The following is a 16,012-nucleotide window of genomic DNA, read 5'->3' on the forward strand; positions in this document are numbered from 1 at the left end:
CTAATATTGAAGGCTCAGGGGGTGTTCACTTCATCACTACTCAGGTGGCTTGCTACTCATCATCGCCACTCTACCTAAATGTCTGACTTATATTTATTTTCCTACCCAGGACAAAATATTTCTAAGTAAGTGTTCTCATGATCTAGCATGAGAGAGTACTTTATAGTTAAAGTTAAGGAAAATGGAAAGCTGGAGATTCCCCTTGAGTTCGCCTACGAAATAGGGCTCATAGAGGGGGCGTACTTCTTAGTCGAACTCGACACCGACTTAAAGGAAATGCACGTGGAGAGAGTTGCTTTACCTGGGAAAAAGCTAGTAGAGATTGAAGTCATAGTTGAAGATAAACCAGGAGTTCTCGCCAAGGTCAGCGGAACCCTGGGAAGGTTGGGGATGAACATACTCTTTAATGAGGCTGAGGAACTGGAGTCCCTGGGGTTATCTGCTATAGTGGCAATAGTTGACGTCAGCCAAGCGAATGTCTCCATAGATGAACTCAAGAAGGAACTAGAAAAAATACAGGAAGTAAGAGAAGTAAAGGTCATCGAAATTTGAAATTTCTATTTCCTGCAGAATTCGCCAAAACCTCTATGTGTTCAAGTTTCAAGATACCTTAGGCGAGCCCAGGACTCTCCAACTTTCAAGCTAGATCATGTCTTTGTTCCCAGTAAGGGAAAAATTGATAAAAATCCAAACAAAGATAATTGGCTAAATGTTGTATAGGGATGCCCTATGTCCAGAAAATTCAGGGAATTTGATATGTACCCCTATGTGAGGGAAATACTTAGACGAAGGTTCCCCGCTTCTAAGGGATGGATTATCAAAGAAAGAGAACGCAGAAACGGCTATGAGCCGGATTACATTGTTGAGAGACGAAGAGCAAATAAAATTGAGAGACACATTTTTGAAGTGAAAAGGGAACCCAAAGCAAGAGAGGAGCATGTTAGGCAAGTTAACAGATATGCGAGATATCTTTCAGGTCCAAATGTTGAGATAAAAAGCAAGAACCTGATATATCCCGCAGGAGCTGATGTTTCTGATCTTCCACCTGATATTAGGGCGCTAAAACTAAGAAAATTCAAGGTTATGGACAGGAGCTCAAAATCAAAAAAGAAATCACAAAAGAAAAAGTCCCAAAAAGGCCACACTCCAAGAAGGAACTCCGCCAAGCGGAGGAGAAACTGGAATGCCATCTTATAACATCATGAAGATCCCTGAGCCTGCTGGAGACAATAATATTGAATTCAAGGAGCTCGTTATGATAAATAACATCACCCTAAGAACAACGATCCTACCCGAATAGATACAAGAACGGGCCTCATAGAGCATACCCGGGGTTCGGAAAAACTCTAACCATGATAGTTGCTACATCAAAAATCAGTCGAGCTAGAGAATCCAGCTATTATGATGATCGTTGACCACGTATTGAACTCCAAAAACAGTTAGTCCGTAATCTCACAAAGTTTGGGCTAGGCTTCATTGTTACAGACTCCAAAGTTCACCTTTAGAGAAGTGTTAAAGATGGAGCATCTACCTCGAAGAAACTACAAAAAGCTGAAGGTAGGTATCCCTAAGCTACTTTTAGAGAGGATTACTCCTGAGGTCACCAAGTATCTCATTGAGAAAAGCTATCCCAGAACTGCTATTTGAGTTATGTTCGTTTATTTGAACGGATATAAGAGAAAATCAATTGAATTTTGAAATATCAGCAACAATTAGTAAGAGCCAGAAATTAAAAAACTTTGTAAGACCATGAATCAGCAATCAGTTGAATTAGCAAAACCAATAACATCAAACAATATCTTTTTTTATTTAGTTTCTAAGCAAGACATTTAAACTCTTATTTATATATAGTCACAAAAAAATAAAAAAATACTATAGGAGGGAGTTGAATGTCAGAGGAAGTCCATAAGGAATGGTGCATCAATCCTATAGAGATTAAAAATGCTTTGTGGACTCTTGCAGACAAAGAGCAAGAAAGTACCGTGGTGATATCTCCCAGAGTTTTCATTAGAAGGACATCATACGTGCTCCGCAAGTACCGCCGATATGAAATACTATGGAGTGACCCCAAACTTATTGAGGCAATAAGAGAATTTTGGATAATTGCAAATGAATGTTCTGAGAATTTTGAGGATTGTTACCAAAAATTATCAGTGAGATTTAAAAGAATATCATTGCTCATATCTAGGATCTTCCCAGGAGAGCAGATACTAAGAGAAATTTCTAATGAACTTAAGTATGTAATCAAGGATCTCAATGATATTTCTAATACTTACAACATCCGTTTTGTTGTCGATTGGTCTAGATACAGGCCTAGAGGATTCCCTATGTTCTATGCACCCATACCCACAGAACTACTCGCAGGTACCTTAGCCTTAGGATTTGGATTAAGCATGAGCTTGTCACTAGAATTTCTTGAGTTCCGAAAAGGGATTGCAAGTATAAGAGGCAGGGTAGACGCTATTATACAAAAGGGAAAGTCATGGTACATTAGGAAAGGGCCAACCCTCATAGTACTTTGGGATTGTATAAAAGGGGTGGCTTCTGATACATATAGGGACAAGACTATAGGAGATCTTTTAAATAAAATAATACCACTATTGGGAGACGCTATTTTGTTTACTAGGGATGTCATCAGCTGTATCCACGATAATGAATACATAGTTATTTCAAAATAAAAGGTCGTACTACCTATTCTGTCTCCCTTTCTCTCTCCTAGTTTTTAACAGCAAAACCTTTTAACTTCTCATTTCTAGAGAACTTTCAAGGAACGAGATGATAAGCCCACTTTAACAGATAATATCCACTTCGCTGAAAATTTCCCTTCGGCCAAAAGAAGGCTTGAGAGACAGTTGTAAACCGATGATGAGTGTCGAAGAGCTTTACTTTTCTGCATACATTTTACAGTAGATGCAATGTTTAGAGCATATGTTTATTTTGAATTTTGGGCATTTAAAATCCAAACATATGAGATTAATTTTTATCATCGGTTATTTCATATTAAAAACAAAAAGTTTATTAACAGTTTTCGCATATTATTAATTAGATCAGTAATTGAAACAACAATAAAATGTATGCGAAGAAGAGGGTCAATATGGGTAGAAAAGTATTCTCCCGTCGGGATGAATATGAGAACAAGTTCACAGACAGGGACTTTGTAATAATCAGACTCAGCGACTTTGATGAATACAAAGATGAACTCGTTGAACTACGTAAAAATGGACAGCTAACAGTAGGCAAGTTTCAGAACAAGTCCTCAGCAGTCAATGTTTTTGTGGAATACTTGCTCAAAACAAAAAACATAGAGCCCGAAGTTGACGAGATAAAAATTACCGCACGCGATGTGTACAACGCGTTTAATACATACATCAGAGAACGCCGACCTGCTTACCATACGTTCCAAGTGCATCTCTATTACACGCGCAAAGCCCTTGAGCACATCCTACTTAAGAAATACAACCTGCTTCTCTCAAAAACTATTGGACTTGAGGTCTTTGATGTGGATTTCTATGTCACTCAATTATCAAAATCTGTTCTTAGATCAAAAGCAACTCAATTAAAAACCTTCAAAGAAAAGGAGGAAAGCAAGGTAATCAGTGACGAGCGGGTGAAGGATGCCTTGAAGTGGCTTGCAATACTCAGAAAAGAAAGAGGAACAATAGCAGTTGAAAAAAATTAGATTGGCAACTTTAATAGCACTATTAACAGGAGCAAGAAGCACGGAAATCAACGATTTGCAGTTCGAGTTGCGAGCAAAGGGAGAGCGATTAAAGCAGATTGACCTGCAGAGAGGCATCATTTATTTTCACAGGAAGAAGCTGAAGGCTGACGACGGCAGGAACTTTACTCCTGTATTTATACACCCAATCCTCATCGAAGAGCTTAAGGCTTTCAAAAGAAAATACATACTTGATACAACACAACCAATTTTCGGTTGCTATTCGCTAGACAAGCAATTCAAGCACTTTTACACACCTGCGACAGCATTCAAAAAGAAAACGCAATTAGAGAGCATTTACAGAAGGTACAGTTGGCTCAGGAAGTATGATCCTCAGAGACCAATAGTCACTGTGAAAATGTTTAGAAAATACTTTGACAGCTATCTTCAAATTCGAATCTTTGAGCTTGCTGAAGAAAATGCTGTTAGGGTGTTATTCGGTGAAGGGCTAAGTGCTTTGGATAAAATGCGAAGATACAAGAACTATTTGCTCGGAAGAGCCGAAGGTGTAGACTTTTTACATTACATTTCAATAACAGAAGACAGAAGATACTCTTCAAAGCTCAAAAAACTGAACAAAATGCTCATAGACAGCCTCATTGACAGATTGATGCCCGAATTGCTTTATGTACTCAATGATGAAACAAAAGCAAAGTTCTTTGATATGAAGAGTGTTAGTGAAAGTAAAGCAGAGAAGAAATTCTTTGCAATTCAGTGATTCTTCATCCTTCCAATTTTGTAGTAGAGCCGACTAATAATTGTGAAGCATTCATCCATAAACGACTGTTAGAATTGAGTCTGGTAATTGACAATGCGGAACTAACATAATCGTGTAATTTACTGCGTGTGTAAAGTTGAATGAATGGAGTTCTTATGCTACACACGAGTCAAAACTGGGTAGAAATGTATCTCTATGGTCAGATAGATATATTTTTGCATAGATTGGATAATTTGTGTCATGACCTTGACCAGCTCTAATTGTAAATTGTAATAAGAGTATGTGTCGAATGTACATTTATGTACAGAATTCTTGTGATACATACGTGTCTCTTATGATAAGCACGTGTCCCTGATGCAATCCAAAGGTAAAATCTATGAGTATTACAAATTGGTAACGCTGAACTGAATAGTATTCCGTTCGGAATACTGAGATTTAGCTGATTTGAATATCCCCCATGGAATACTGTTCTGAGGGGATGAACATGAGGCTTGATGTTGAGATGTTTGCTAGAGTTATTGCTGTCTTGAAAAATGCGGAAAAAGTTAAGAAAACTTGCTATGGTCGTTATGACAATATCAAAAAGGGAAGATTTTACTGTACATGCCATTACAATGAAATCTGTCAAATTCGCTTTACAGAACTCTTCAGGCATAAAAGCAATGCTGTCATGATGAAGTTCAGGTACAATATTGCTGAATTGATAAGATACAATGTTATCGTGACTCGTTTTGACGAGAAAAATCCCGCAGGCAAACCAAGACAGTTTTATGCATTGCATCCCACTTGGAAAGAAAATTTAGTGACATTAATCGAGGATAAATCTAAGGAGTTCGAAAGGAGATTATTTAAGCTTTTAGAAGAAGAGAAGAAAACTGGTAGAGTAAAAGAACATGAAAAATCTTCGAGGAAAAAGAGGGCTGTGGATGTTGGTTTGCTTGAGTTCATCGAGTTTGAGAAGCGTGCTTTGGAGGAAGCAAAAGAGTTCATCAAACAGTAGCTTTTAATCCCTGTCCATTTTTGTGAAAATTATTTACATAAATAAATAGCCAAGTTTAATATCCTTTTTCATGAATTTCTATGTGAGGGTGGTGCATGAATGGTGCGACCATTCAAATTCCTCGTGGTCCCGGCCGACCCAAGACAAGAAACGCAGAAGTCGTAGTTTTGAATCTTGACAAATCTGCAAGACGATTGCTTAAGAAGTTAGCACAAGAAAAGGGGATAGCACAGAGTCATGTGGTTGAAGAGCTTTTGTTGCAAGCAGCAAATAATTCTCGTGTTCTCGAATTAAGACAAAAGGTTATGGAGCTCGAAAAGAAAATTAGAGAACTTGAGGAAGAAAATGAAAGACTTAGAAGAATTTTTGAGAACATGCCTAAGAACAGGGAGGAGCGGGAACTTGTGGAGCTTAAGGAACGCATAGATAAAATACTTGAAAAGTATGGCGAGCTTAAGCTTGTCGAGTTTATGAAAAAAGTCTTTGGACTCCCTCTCGGAGAGAATTTGAAAGAAAAAACAAAACAGTTTGTGGATGAGTATTTTGTGAACAAAGGAAATCTCCTGATCAGTGAGGAACTTGGCTTGGTCATTGAGAAAAAAGCAGATGTTGGCATTTTGGGCTGGACGGTTCGAAAACTTTAATTATTTATTTTATTTTTACTATTTTTTGTTGTAATACTGGGCATTTTATGCTTTGGCAACAATTGGTTTCTTGAATTTATTGTTTTATTTTGATGGCAAAAATTATTTATTTAAATAAAAAATTCATTCAAAAAATTACATAACCATCAGTTAGTTCAATCATCGACATCTTAACAACTTTAGAAAGTAATATTTAAATAAATAATTTTCTTTGGTATCATAAAATTATGATACTTAAGCTGTTGATGTTGCGAAAGATGTTAGACAGAAAATGCTGGTACACTAAAATACACTACTAACTTGATGGCTAATATTCTATCTTTATTCCAAGAATATCCAGTTGATTGACCGGATTTTGGCATTATTAAATAGGATAATTGGCTATTACATTATTACTGCTTTTTTAATTGCTTTTGTTTTTGCAATGATTTATGAAAGAAGCACTCTCCTGCCTCCTTTTTTAGTATGAATTATCCTTCATTTTTTCGGGGAAAATTATTGTGGTTCAAATACGTGTACTGTCTTCAAATTCAGATGTTACAAATATTTCGAAATAGAGTCCTCAGAGAGCCTCTTTTTAGAGTATTCTAAAACATAGTCATATTGTTTTCAAATCAAGATGTTAAAATGGAAAAATAAAGAAAAAAGCTTATCATAATATGGGTTATGGATTGGTTAGAAAGTTTGCAATCCTTTCTGAAAAACCAGCAAGTTCTGGCCACATATCCTTCGCACTCTCGCTTGGAGCATAAAACACAACCCTTACTTCCTTGGACTTAACCAGCATCTTCTTGACCACAGGAATGTAAGCCTCGTGCGGAACCAATATCAACGAATCCCTCTTAATCTTAAGCTTAAGATTCGTATTGAGGCTGGATGTTCTATGCTCCAGCATCATCTTAACAAACGCACTGAACCTCTTGGCAAACTTCCCATAAACCCTCACCGTGTAAATATTATCAGAAACAATATGCACCTCTTCCCCAATTGCGTTTGTCACGGCAACTGCTGAAAGGATTTCATCAACATAAAACTTGAACTTCGTATTCTTGATATCCAGCGGTCTCTTGCCCTCTATCGTGTCAATGAAGTACACGTCCCAGAAGACCATTCCATTTTCAAGGAGCTGATTCATCTTGTAATCTATTGCATTCTCCAGTGCTCTCGCAATCTTCTTGGTTAGCGGCTGGATTTCTGGGTGTTCTGCGCCGACCTTTTTGAATGCTGAGTAGTGGAGGTAGAGCATCAGCATGGAGACGTCGTTGTTGTCAAGCACTTTTCTGTTTTCGAGCACGCTTGCCACGAAGTTGATTGTTGTTTCCTGGGGTGGCTTGCGGATTTGTGAGAACAGCGTCTTGAGCAGTGGCTTGTACTGAGATGTTGCAGCGTAGATCAGCATTTCCTTGTCTGGGTTGTTCTGGAAAATTCTTCCTGAGGAATTCTTCGTTGATTTCGTAGCCAAGTTCTTCTAGGTATTTTTGTACTGCCTTGTCGTTTACTGTGAAGTATTTGAAGAGTTCTATTTTTTCGTCGTCCAGGTTGTTGAGGTGCTGTTTTAGTGCTTCGCGGAATGGGCCGTATGGTAGTTCTTTGAATTTTTTCTTGTAGAATGATAGGAATATTACCGCATCGCCGAGGTTTTTGATTGTTATGTTTATTGCATCGTCGATTTTGTCGGGTTCTCTCTTGACAAAGTATGACATGAGCAGGAACGAGAACATTCTTGACAGGTGGATGTCTCTTATTAACGCTAAAGCCTCTAATTTGTCTTTAACTTCTTCATATGCGTCGAACACGTTCTTTATGTAGTTTGCATCGAAGTGTTTCTTGAAGCTCAAAATATCTTCCCTGTACAGCTCCCAAAACTGTTTCATATCGCGTACCCCCAAGATGTTTCTTCTCTACAATAATGTAATAAAAATTGGTTTAAAAATGTTATTATTGTTATGAAATATTTTAATTATTGTTACATTTAGCTTTAAAAAATTTTCGATAATTTTCGATAATTTCTGGGGGAAATTTCAAAAAAGAAGAAAGCATGTGTTAGAAAATGAAAAATAGAGCAAAGTCATTGGGATAACAGTAAAAAACAATTTGACGTGCTTTTTAAATGCTAATCATTCAGTTGCATGAAGACGCAACCGAAAGTGTGTATCACAAGAATAGAAAGAAAGTGTATTACGAATAAAATAATTCCGATAAGTTTCTTTCACTTGGTACTAAAATCTTTAAAAAATTTTCGAAAAATATTAAAAGAATTCTGAAAATGGGAGACCATAAGAGAGTCTGAAATAATGTGTATTTCCGTAGGCTAGTTGGTCTGAATTAGTCTAGTTAAACTCTGGCTTAGCTCTAAGAGGAAATTTTCCCAACCCTCATTTTTTAACAGATTATGATTGAGATTTATTGTCCTGATTATGAGAGGAATATCTTTTCTGCCTGTACGTGTTTCTACTTCAAAATGCCATTCTTTTTCTACATGTTCTTCCAGAGTTGGATAGATTAAGAGGACACCATCGGCATTCCATTTTGTCGCATATGCATACATCTGATACAAATCCGATTGAGAAACTCCCAGTTTTTTCTCTTCCTTTGTTAAAAGCTTGTACTTTAAATCGATCACATATCTTTTTCCTTGTACTTCAATGGTAATGTCAGGAATTAACTTAAAGTAGCCCCTGGAATACTCTCTATCCATTAAAAGATAACCAATTTCGTGCTGTGGGATTATCTTTGCATCTTGGAATTCCTCTGTAAGAACTTTTTCTTTGTTACTGATTATTGTATTTGTTACAAATTTCTCAAAGAGTTTCTCCATAGGAATCAAAAATGTGAAAGTCTCAATTTTTGAATACTGAAGCTTTACGATAGAATTTTGAATGAAAATTTTGGCAAGCTCAACATAAGGTTTGAAAATCTTATTCAAACGATGGAAATGAATTCTTTCAATCTCTTCTAGGCTAATTGGTACTAAAGAAACAGAATCAAATATGCTCATAATATTTTTCAGCATTCTGTAGTTATCTGGGGACTCCGTAATCCTTGACATTAGATACGCCGCATATTTCAGTGTTCTGTTAAGAGGATTGTCTATGAATTTATCATTGAAATTGCAGGGAATAATATGTCTTCTTGCTGGATGCAATGAGTACTTTTGAAAGTTTATCTGCCCTTTGACATACCTAAGCTCATCATGCCTATGCATGTATTGGTAATATCTATGAGACTTGAGGATAGAGAGAAGACCACATGCATAAATCCTAATCAGCACTTCTAGAAAATCAGCCTTTGCTAAACTAACACTTGCGATATCTGCATCGGTTATTGGGATATCTCCAGCGATTGAAAGCATTTTGAGTAGATTACCCATGACAAGAGATTTCGAGCGCTCTAGCTCTTCATAGCTCTTTGTTCTTAACAATTTCGGAAAAATTTGCAATGTCAAACCTTTAAATGAGAACACTCCAACTTTGTTTTTTGGCTTAATTGTTTTTAGGGTAATATCGAGGAACTGCAACTTCTCGTTAATCTTATCAAGTTCTCTTACGAGTTTTTCAGGAAGTACTAATGTTTTTGTATCTTCTTGGAATGTTGGCCTATCTCCACCAATACTGTAAAAAATAGGAACAAACTCAAAGAGATCTATTGTTTTCACTGCACTCACCGTATTTCACTAGCTTTCTGCTAGATTTTGAAGAATCTCTACAAATTTTTCATTTGAAATCTCATCCATTGTGTAAAATTCAACATAATTTTCATTGGATTCTTTAATGAAAGTGTTATCTCCAAGTATTTCCTTGAGCTTATCTGGAGCATCATAGAAATACTCTTGGATTAGTGGGAGTATCTCATAGAACCATATGAGTTTGAGCACTTCTATGAATTTGTCTTTGTTGTTCAGCACTTTTTGAAGCTCAAAATAATAACTATGGCCGATTTGATGATCTCTGTCGTATTTTTCTTTGATCTTTTGATTTAGGGACTTTAATGCGCTTAATGCTATTTTTGCAATCTCTTTTACTTCGTCTCCCGCTTTATCTACTATCTCTTTTTCGATAATCTCATAGTTCGGCATGACTTCAATAAATGCAAATCTTCTCCTTAAAGCAACGTCAATTAGTGCTATGCTCCTATCTGCTGTATTCATGGTGCCGACTATGTAAAGATTAGGGGGAACCCCAAAGCTTTTCTTGGAATAGGGAAGTGTTACGGTAGTTTCATTTGGTGCAAACAAGCGCTTGTCCATTTCAAGAAGTGTTATTAGCTCTCCAAATATCTTAGCTATGTCTCCGCGGTTTATCTCGTCGATTATCAAATAAAATCTTGGAAAGTCTTCATCTTTTAGTTTTTCAAGGACTTTTTGCCTCTCTTTCTCTGTTAATGTAGGGACTCCAGTTGTTGAAAGCCATTCTTTATTCACTCCCGCAAAGGCTAACAGAGCATTAAGGGCATTTCTACAAATTCTCTTAAAGACACCCTCCTCTATGTAGAATGTAAGCTCTTTCTTACCGGTTTCCTCATCTTTAATAGTTGTTGGTTTAATACCCTCAACGAAATCTTCGTATGCAAAGGAAGGATGAAATGTTACAAATTCAACTGCATTGTACTCTACTGTTGTAGACTGCTGAATAATATTTAGGTCTTGGAACTTTTCTCCGCCAATCATTTCAGCTATTCTCTGTGCTAGTTCATATGGAAGCTCAAAAAGCGTGCCTCTTAATTTCTGCTTTAATGGTGACCATGATGATAATAACTCATCTTCTTTTAACTCCCTGAATGTGGGTCCATCAATGAGTTTTATTATCTTAAACCATGCTTTATCTTCTTCAGCTTTTGTGCATTCAGCAATAGCTCGTATTTTCATATGTGGTTGAGCGAAATAAACAAACGCTATGTCCCCCTCACTCACAGTTTCAAACGCAGATTTTGTCTTTCCCGAAAATTCTTCTTCAAGACCTTTGTGGACGCTAGCAAGGTCGTACTTGGTAGAACTCATGGTTAAGAGATAGTAATTACGATCTTGGGAGAGTTGAGATGCTCCTTTAGGAATGATATGTTTTTCACTAGGAAGTTTCATTTTGACATACTGTTTTGCAATCCAGGTTTTCCCAGTACCAGGAGGTCCGTAAAGAATAACTTGGCCTTTCCTGAGAAGGTTAATATCCAAAAATTTGAACTCTGGTAGTATTTCGGCTTGTTCTAAACTTGTGGAGGTATCTACTGGAGGCACTTTGTGCATTTCTTCGTGTTCTTGACCATATTTAACAAGGTAGTATGCGAGCTCTAACATATTGCCCACTTTTAATTTTTCAGCAGTTTTTGAAAGGAGTGTCAAGAATTCTGCAGTCCTTTTAACTGATCTGCTACCTTTTGGATAATAAAACTTAGGATCGTCAAACCCTAAAATCCTAACAACTTTCTCATTTGCTGTATTGGCATGTACTGGCAAGAATAAATCCGGCCGAAGTAGCGTTGCTAAGCTTGTAATTACCGTACCTCCTGCATAGGGAACATGCCATACTTCCTTCCATTCATTACTTTTTAGAACATCTCCAATATCCTCAGCTTGTGTAAGCCTCTTCAAGAAGCTCTTCATTCTTTTGTCACTCAACAATTCCATTGTCTGGGACATATCCTTGGTGTACATGACAGTGTAGCCTTCTTGAAATACCCTCTTCCATTTTGGATCTCTCTCCACTTTTGAGATCAGTTGATAAAGCTTAGATATCTCTTCTTTTGTAACCCCTTCTTTATCTAAGAGTTCCAAGAGATAATTAGCTGTATCTTCGAGTGTTTTCATGAATTCATCCTCAATTCTAGACCACTCTTGTTGGTACATATTTACCAGTGGTTCTAGAACATTAACTAGCTTCTCAACTCTCCAATCGACTTTATCAAAATAATTGAACATCATATCAATTTCTAAGTTAATTGGAATGTTGTTGTCGGATAACTTACCGACTTTAGAAAGATACCTCTCTTTGATAATTTCAAAAGCATTTTTGAAATCATTGTAGTCATTAATATCAAACTCTATGAACTCTCTAACGAACTCCCGAGAACATGTATTGTAGATTGGAGCTTCCTCAATGTGGAGTTTACCATAAAGCTCTCCCAGAATATTACGTAGCAATCCTTTAAGTGCCTTAAAGTTAGTTGTCTCTTTAGGTTTAGATTGATAAATGAGATCATAGATTTCATTAATCCATTCTTTGTTGAATTCATGAGAAGAAGTAATTTGTGAGATTATCTCTTTCAGCTTTAATATTTGCTCATTATTGGCTGACTCAATAAATGCTGGTAAGATTCGTGTATTTTGAGCCCAAAGTGGTCGTTCTTTTTTGCCACTAAATAATTCTCTGAGAAGTCCTCTAAGTTTTTCAACGTCATTTTCTTGGATAATCTCTGCCACTATCTCTTTTGTCTTCATAGTAGTTTTCAACCAATCAGATTCCTCTGTTAGATCATAATGAACGTATTTCTTTCCTTTTTTGTTTACAATATTTTTCCATGTTTCTAACTTTTTATCAAGCTCCCCTAATTTGTCCTCTTTTAATTTTGCCATAAATACTCCTCCCATTTTGAATTAACAAAATTTTCCAAAGATTCTACAGACTCTCATAGATTGACCTAACAACCTAACCGACATAAAGTACATATCGTTTTTTCGTTTTAATGTCTAAAGTTTCCAATGGATTTCTGAATCTAAAGAGCATGGGTTCCTTTCCAATATTTACAACCAAATAAAGCCAATAGTTAGAAGCATGGTCTTCGGCGAATTTATGCTCGGCTTCTGTAAGTTCGGCCCATAAAGAAAACCCCTTATGCCCCTTGACTTCAATGTATCTGACTTCACCAGTGACTAAATCTCTACTCAAAATGTCATAGTGTTCTTCTAAAGACACATTTTTCACAAGCCATTTGCTTGGATCATTTCCATATTTCCTAATGTATCTCTGTTTTTCATACTCGATAGCTATTCTCATTGCTTCTTTTTCTATCTTAAGTATTTCTTCTGTTGGAGAATTTCTTTCCCATTTTTCTTCTCCACTTTCAACTTCTCTAATGTATTTGAATATGGCTATCTCTTCAACTGTTGTCTTATCAAAGTCTAATGGAAAGAACACTTGCCCAGCCTTTAAGGGTTTACGGAATCGCTCTTCATATTTTTCCCATTTAAAGGAGATTTCTTGAAGTAATTTCCTTATGGTGCTTTTTATTTTACCAATATCTCTAAATTTTTCAATGCTTGTTTGGTTAGTTTCTTCAACACTCTCATATGGGACAGTTGTTAATATTTGTGTACTTATGTCTTTAAGAGCTTCGAGGAGTTTGAGCCCATAGAGAATGTCTCCCTTCTTGTCAATAGCTACAGGAATTTCAATCAGCGTTTGAGAGGAATTCTTTAGTTTTACTAAGTAGATTCTCCTAAGTGTTTCTTCCCCCTTTACAAAAAGAATCATTTTGCTTCCAATGTCCGTATTGCCTTTTAATAGTAGGGCATTAAGCTCCTTCCATAGATTTATTGCTTTTTTATCGCTCCCATAGATGAATAACGAAAGCCATTCTTGAAGCTCTTTCTCAACTTGTTTTCTAGAAAGATAATCTGAGCCAAGATATTTTGAAAGTTCACTTCTGATTTTCTCCCCCTTAATAACTGGAAACACACTTTTGGCTCTTAATCTTGCAGAGAGTTGGTTTATCATTGCTAATAACTCCCTAACATAAATACCAAGATTGCCCTTTATTGATTCCAAAACAAGCGTGTATTCATTGATTTTCTTCCTTTTCTTTGGATCGAGATTTAGTAATCCTAAATCGGCTCTCCATAAGTTTTCTGCACTTGCAATGTAGACCTTACTGCCTACAAGTTGGGGAGGGTTATTCATGGCTTTGTCAATATTCATTAACTTATGATAAAGGTTTTCTAATACATCTCTATCCATTTTATTTGATAGAAATACGGTGTACACATAAGATTCTTTTTTCTGACCTAAACGCCATATTCTTCCCATTCTCTGTTCGAGCTTGATTGGGCTCCATGGGGCTTCATAATTTATCAAGACATTTGCAACTTGGAGATTCAGACCTTCTCCAGCAACATCTGTCGCTATCAATATCTTTGCACCATTCTCTTGTTCGAATCTCTCTTTGATATTATGAACATCCCCTTTATTTTTGCCAGAAATTGTTACAATATCCGTTTCATGGATTCCCAGATATTTGGGGAGATTGTTCTTGAGATATTCTAAAGTGTCCAAGTATTCTGTAAAAATCACAATTTTCTCTCCTCTGTCAAGATGATACTTGACAAGTTTTGCTACGTTTTTTATTTTGCTGTCTTTTTCCTGAGCTTTTCTTGCTAACTCCAAGATTCCTCTCAATCTCTCTATTTGTCTCGATGTCAAAATATCGGCGTAAGCTTCAACTATTTTGTTCAGCTCCTCATCAATTTCATCTGCTTCAATTTCTAATTCGTCATAGCCAAGAGCAAATATTTTCTGTAAGATATCTTCTACTTTTTTTGGGTGTTCTTTTCCTTTGCTTTTTGATATCATCCTGTTGAGTGTCTGAATTGAGGCATAATAACTTGAACTTGCTCTCTTTCTTAGGATAACAGCAAGCAAAGATAGTGGAATATTATCAGGGGCAATCATCTCTGTTAGAATCTTTTGAAGTTCTGAGAAGTACTCTTTTTCAACATCGCTGATATCAACTATGAAGGAATGAACATGACACTTCCTGAATATTTCCTCCCCTTCAGCTTGGTTTACTATCCCCTTGGTTCTCCTGAATACAAGTGTTTCATGTGTTACCCTGTAAAACTTTGGAGCATCCAATGCATCGTAATTCTCGGTAAGTGTTGGGTCTAAGTATCTAAGTCTGTTTAGATAGTCTTTGTAGTCTCCTCTATGAGGAGTCGCAGAAAGCAGAATTATGTTTCTATGTTTATTGCTGGTTAATCTTCTCAATAAATAGTCTCTTTGTGTGCCAAGCGTTGCATTGTGGGCTTCGTCCACTATTATTAAATCCCAGCCAACAGAATCGATAATATCTGGATATCTCTTAGCTAAATCAATTGACATTATGTAGTAATATGCCTTGTCTACTCCACTTTTGAAAAATGTGTTCTTTAACTGAGAGCCACTTGAGACAATCCAAGGCATGCCTCCAACTCTTTTAACTTCAGAGACCCATTGTTCGATAAGGATTTTTGGGGTTAATATTAGGACCTTTCTAATACCATCTTGAAGTTCGAGATACTTTGCTATTGCAAGGGCTTCTATGGTTTTCCCCAATCCAATTTCATCAGCTATCAGTACTCTAATTGGTCTAACAGTCATTAGATGCAGAAGCAAATCAGCTTGATGTAAGAATGGGATTATCTTTTGTTTTGAGATAGGATTTGTAATTGCAAAAAAGAATGCAATAGGATTACTCCTAATGATTCTATTTGCTAAATAAACTTTAAATTCACTTTCAAAACCTCTAATCACAGTAAATCACCCTAAAACACTTTGATATTCTCCTAACTCGTTTTCTTCCTCCCTCCCAATAGGCATTCCTAAAAGTTGAAGCCCAGTATCTAAGAGCCAAAATCGGCAACTCCATAACTGTTCTTTCAATTTCCCTACGCTCAGTTTCAGACTTCACAAATTGTGAAACCATGGCATAGACAAAAAGTCTTAAGTAGTTCTCGTCATTTTCTCCCTCTAGGACTTTTCCTTTGATATTAAAGCCAAGCTTTCTTGCAAAATCAAGAAATTCTGGAAGAAATACCCTTGCTTTTCCTTCAATCTTTCCTTTGACATATTTGTTCTCCCCTTCAATAGGTAAAAAAGGAATAAACTCAGCCAATTTCTGCTCCTTTTCAAATAGCAGTTTCATAGGTTTGATGTACTTTAATTTTATCAGATATTTTGTCATTTACC

13 protein-coding genes are annotated in these 16,012 nt (G+C 36.5%); 8 read left to right on the forward strand and 5 right to left on the reverse strand.

Going from position 1 to position 16,012, the window contains the following annotated elements; genetic code table 11:
* Nucleotides 1–147: 147 nt before the first annotated feature.
* From A3L04_RS08500 to A3L04_RS08530, 8 genes are all read left to right on the forward strand, one after another.
* Nucleotides 148–552: an ACT domain-containing protein gene (locus A3L04_RS08500; protein ID WP_068577182.1), complete on the forward strand. Its 405-nt coding sequence runs from the start codon at nucleotides 148–150 to the stop codon at nucleotides 550–552.
* Between the two features lie 177 nt (nucleotides 553–729).
* Entirely contained in the window at nucleotides 730–1,197 is a 468-nt protein-coding gene (locus A3L04_RS08505; RefSeq protein WP_068577184.1) for a hypothetical protein, read from the forward strand.
* Nucleotides 1,198–1,518: 321 nt separating this feature from the next.
* Nucleotides 1,519–1,647 (forward strand): hypothetical protein, encoded by a 129-nt coding sequence (locus A3L04_RS11405; protein WP_269451365.1) that lies wholly within the window; start codon nucleotides 1,519–1,521, stop codon nucleotides 1,645–1,647.
* Nucleotides 1,648–1,889: 242 nt separating this feature from the next.
* Nucleotides 1,890–2,678: a hypothetical protein gene (locus tag A3L04_RS08510; protein ID WP_068577186.1), complete on the forward strand. Its 789-nt coding sequence runs from the start codon at nucleotides 1,890–1,892 to the stop codon at nucleotides 2,676–2,678.
* A gap of 392 nt (nucleotides 2,679–3,070) precedes the next feature.
* The gene (locus A3L04_RS08515; RefSeq protein WP_157895695.1) at nucleotides 3,071–3,679 is read left to right on the forward strand and encodes a hypothetical protein; all 609 of its coding nucleotides are present in this window, start codon (nucleotides 3,071–3,073) and stop codon (nucleotides 3,677–3,679) included.
* 1 nt (nucleotide 3,680) lies between these two features.
* A complete protein-coding gene (locus A3L04_RS08520; RefSeq protein ID WP_162287188.1) occupies nucleotides 3,681–4,436 on the forward strand; it encodes a site-specific integrase in 756 nt (251 codons plus the stop codon).
* A gap of 484 nt (nucleotides 4,437–4,920) precedes the next feature.
* Entirely contained in the window at nucleotides 4,921–5,436 is a 516-nt protein-coding gene (locus tag A3L04_RS08525) for a hypothetical protein (protein ID WP_068577192.1), read from the forward strand.
* A 95-nt stretch (nucleotides 5,437–5,531) separates the two neighbouring features.
* Nucleotides 5,532–6,080 (forward strand): hypothetical protein, encoded by a 549-nt coding sequence (locus A3L04_RS08530; RefSeq protein ID WP_068577193.1) that lies wholly within the window; start codon nucleotides 5,532–5,534, stop codon nucleotides 6,078–6,080.
* A gap of 664 nt (nucleotides 6,081–6,744) precedes the next feature.
* Here the strand turns inward: A3L04_RS08530 and A3L04_RS08535 are convergent.
* The 5 genes from A3L04_RS08535 to A3L04_RS08560 form a co-directional block, all read right to left on the reverse strand.
* Nucleotides 6,745–7,479, reverse strand: coding sequence for a hypothetical protein (locus tag A3L04_RS08535; RefSeq protein ID WP_162287189.1), 735 nt, complete (start codon nucleotides 7,477–7,479; stop codon nucleotides 6,745–6,747).
* A 912-nt stretch (nucleotides 7,480–8,391) separates the two neighbouring features.
* Entirely contained in the window at nucleotides 8,392–9,735 is a 1,344-nt protein-coding gene (locus tag A3L04_RS08545; protein WP_068577199.1) for an McrC family protein, read from the reverse strand.
* Between the two features lie 18 nt (nucleotides 9,736–9,753).
* Nucleotides 9,754–12,660, reverse strand: coding sequence for an AAA family ATPase (locus tag A3L04_RS08550; RefSeq protein ID WP_204249565.1), 2,907 nt, complete (start codon nucleotides 12,658–12,660; stop codon nucleotides 9,754–9,756).
* 58 nt (nucleotides 12,661–12,718) lie between these two features.
* On the reverse strand, nucleotides 12,719–15,577 hold the full coding sequence (locus tag A3L04_RS08555; RefSeq protein ID WP_068577203.1) for a helicase-related protein: 2,859 nt from the start codon (nucleotides 15,575–15,577) through the stop codon (nucleotides 12,719–12,721).
* Nucleotides 15,570–16,007 (reverse strand): hypothetical protein, encoded by a 438-nt coding sequence (locus A3L04_RS08560; protein WP_068577205.1) that lies wholly within the window; start codon nucleotides 16,005–16,007, stop codon nucleotides 15,570–15,572. The genes A3L04_RS08555 and A3L04_RS08560 overlap by 8 nt, the downstream gene beginning before the upstream one ends.
* Between the last annotated feature and the right edge of the window lie 5 nt (nucleotides 16,008–16,012).

Source organism: Thermococcus chitonophagus, from assembly GCF_002214605.1.
Classification (GTDB): Archaea; Methanobacteriota_B; Thermococci; order Thermococcales; family Thermococcaceae; genus Pyrococcus; species Pyrococcus chitonophagus.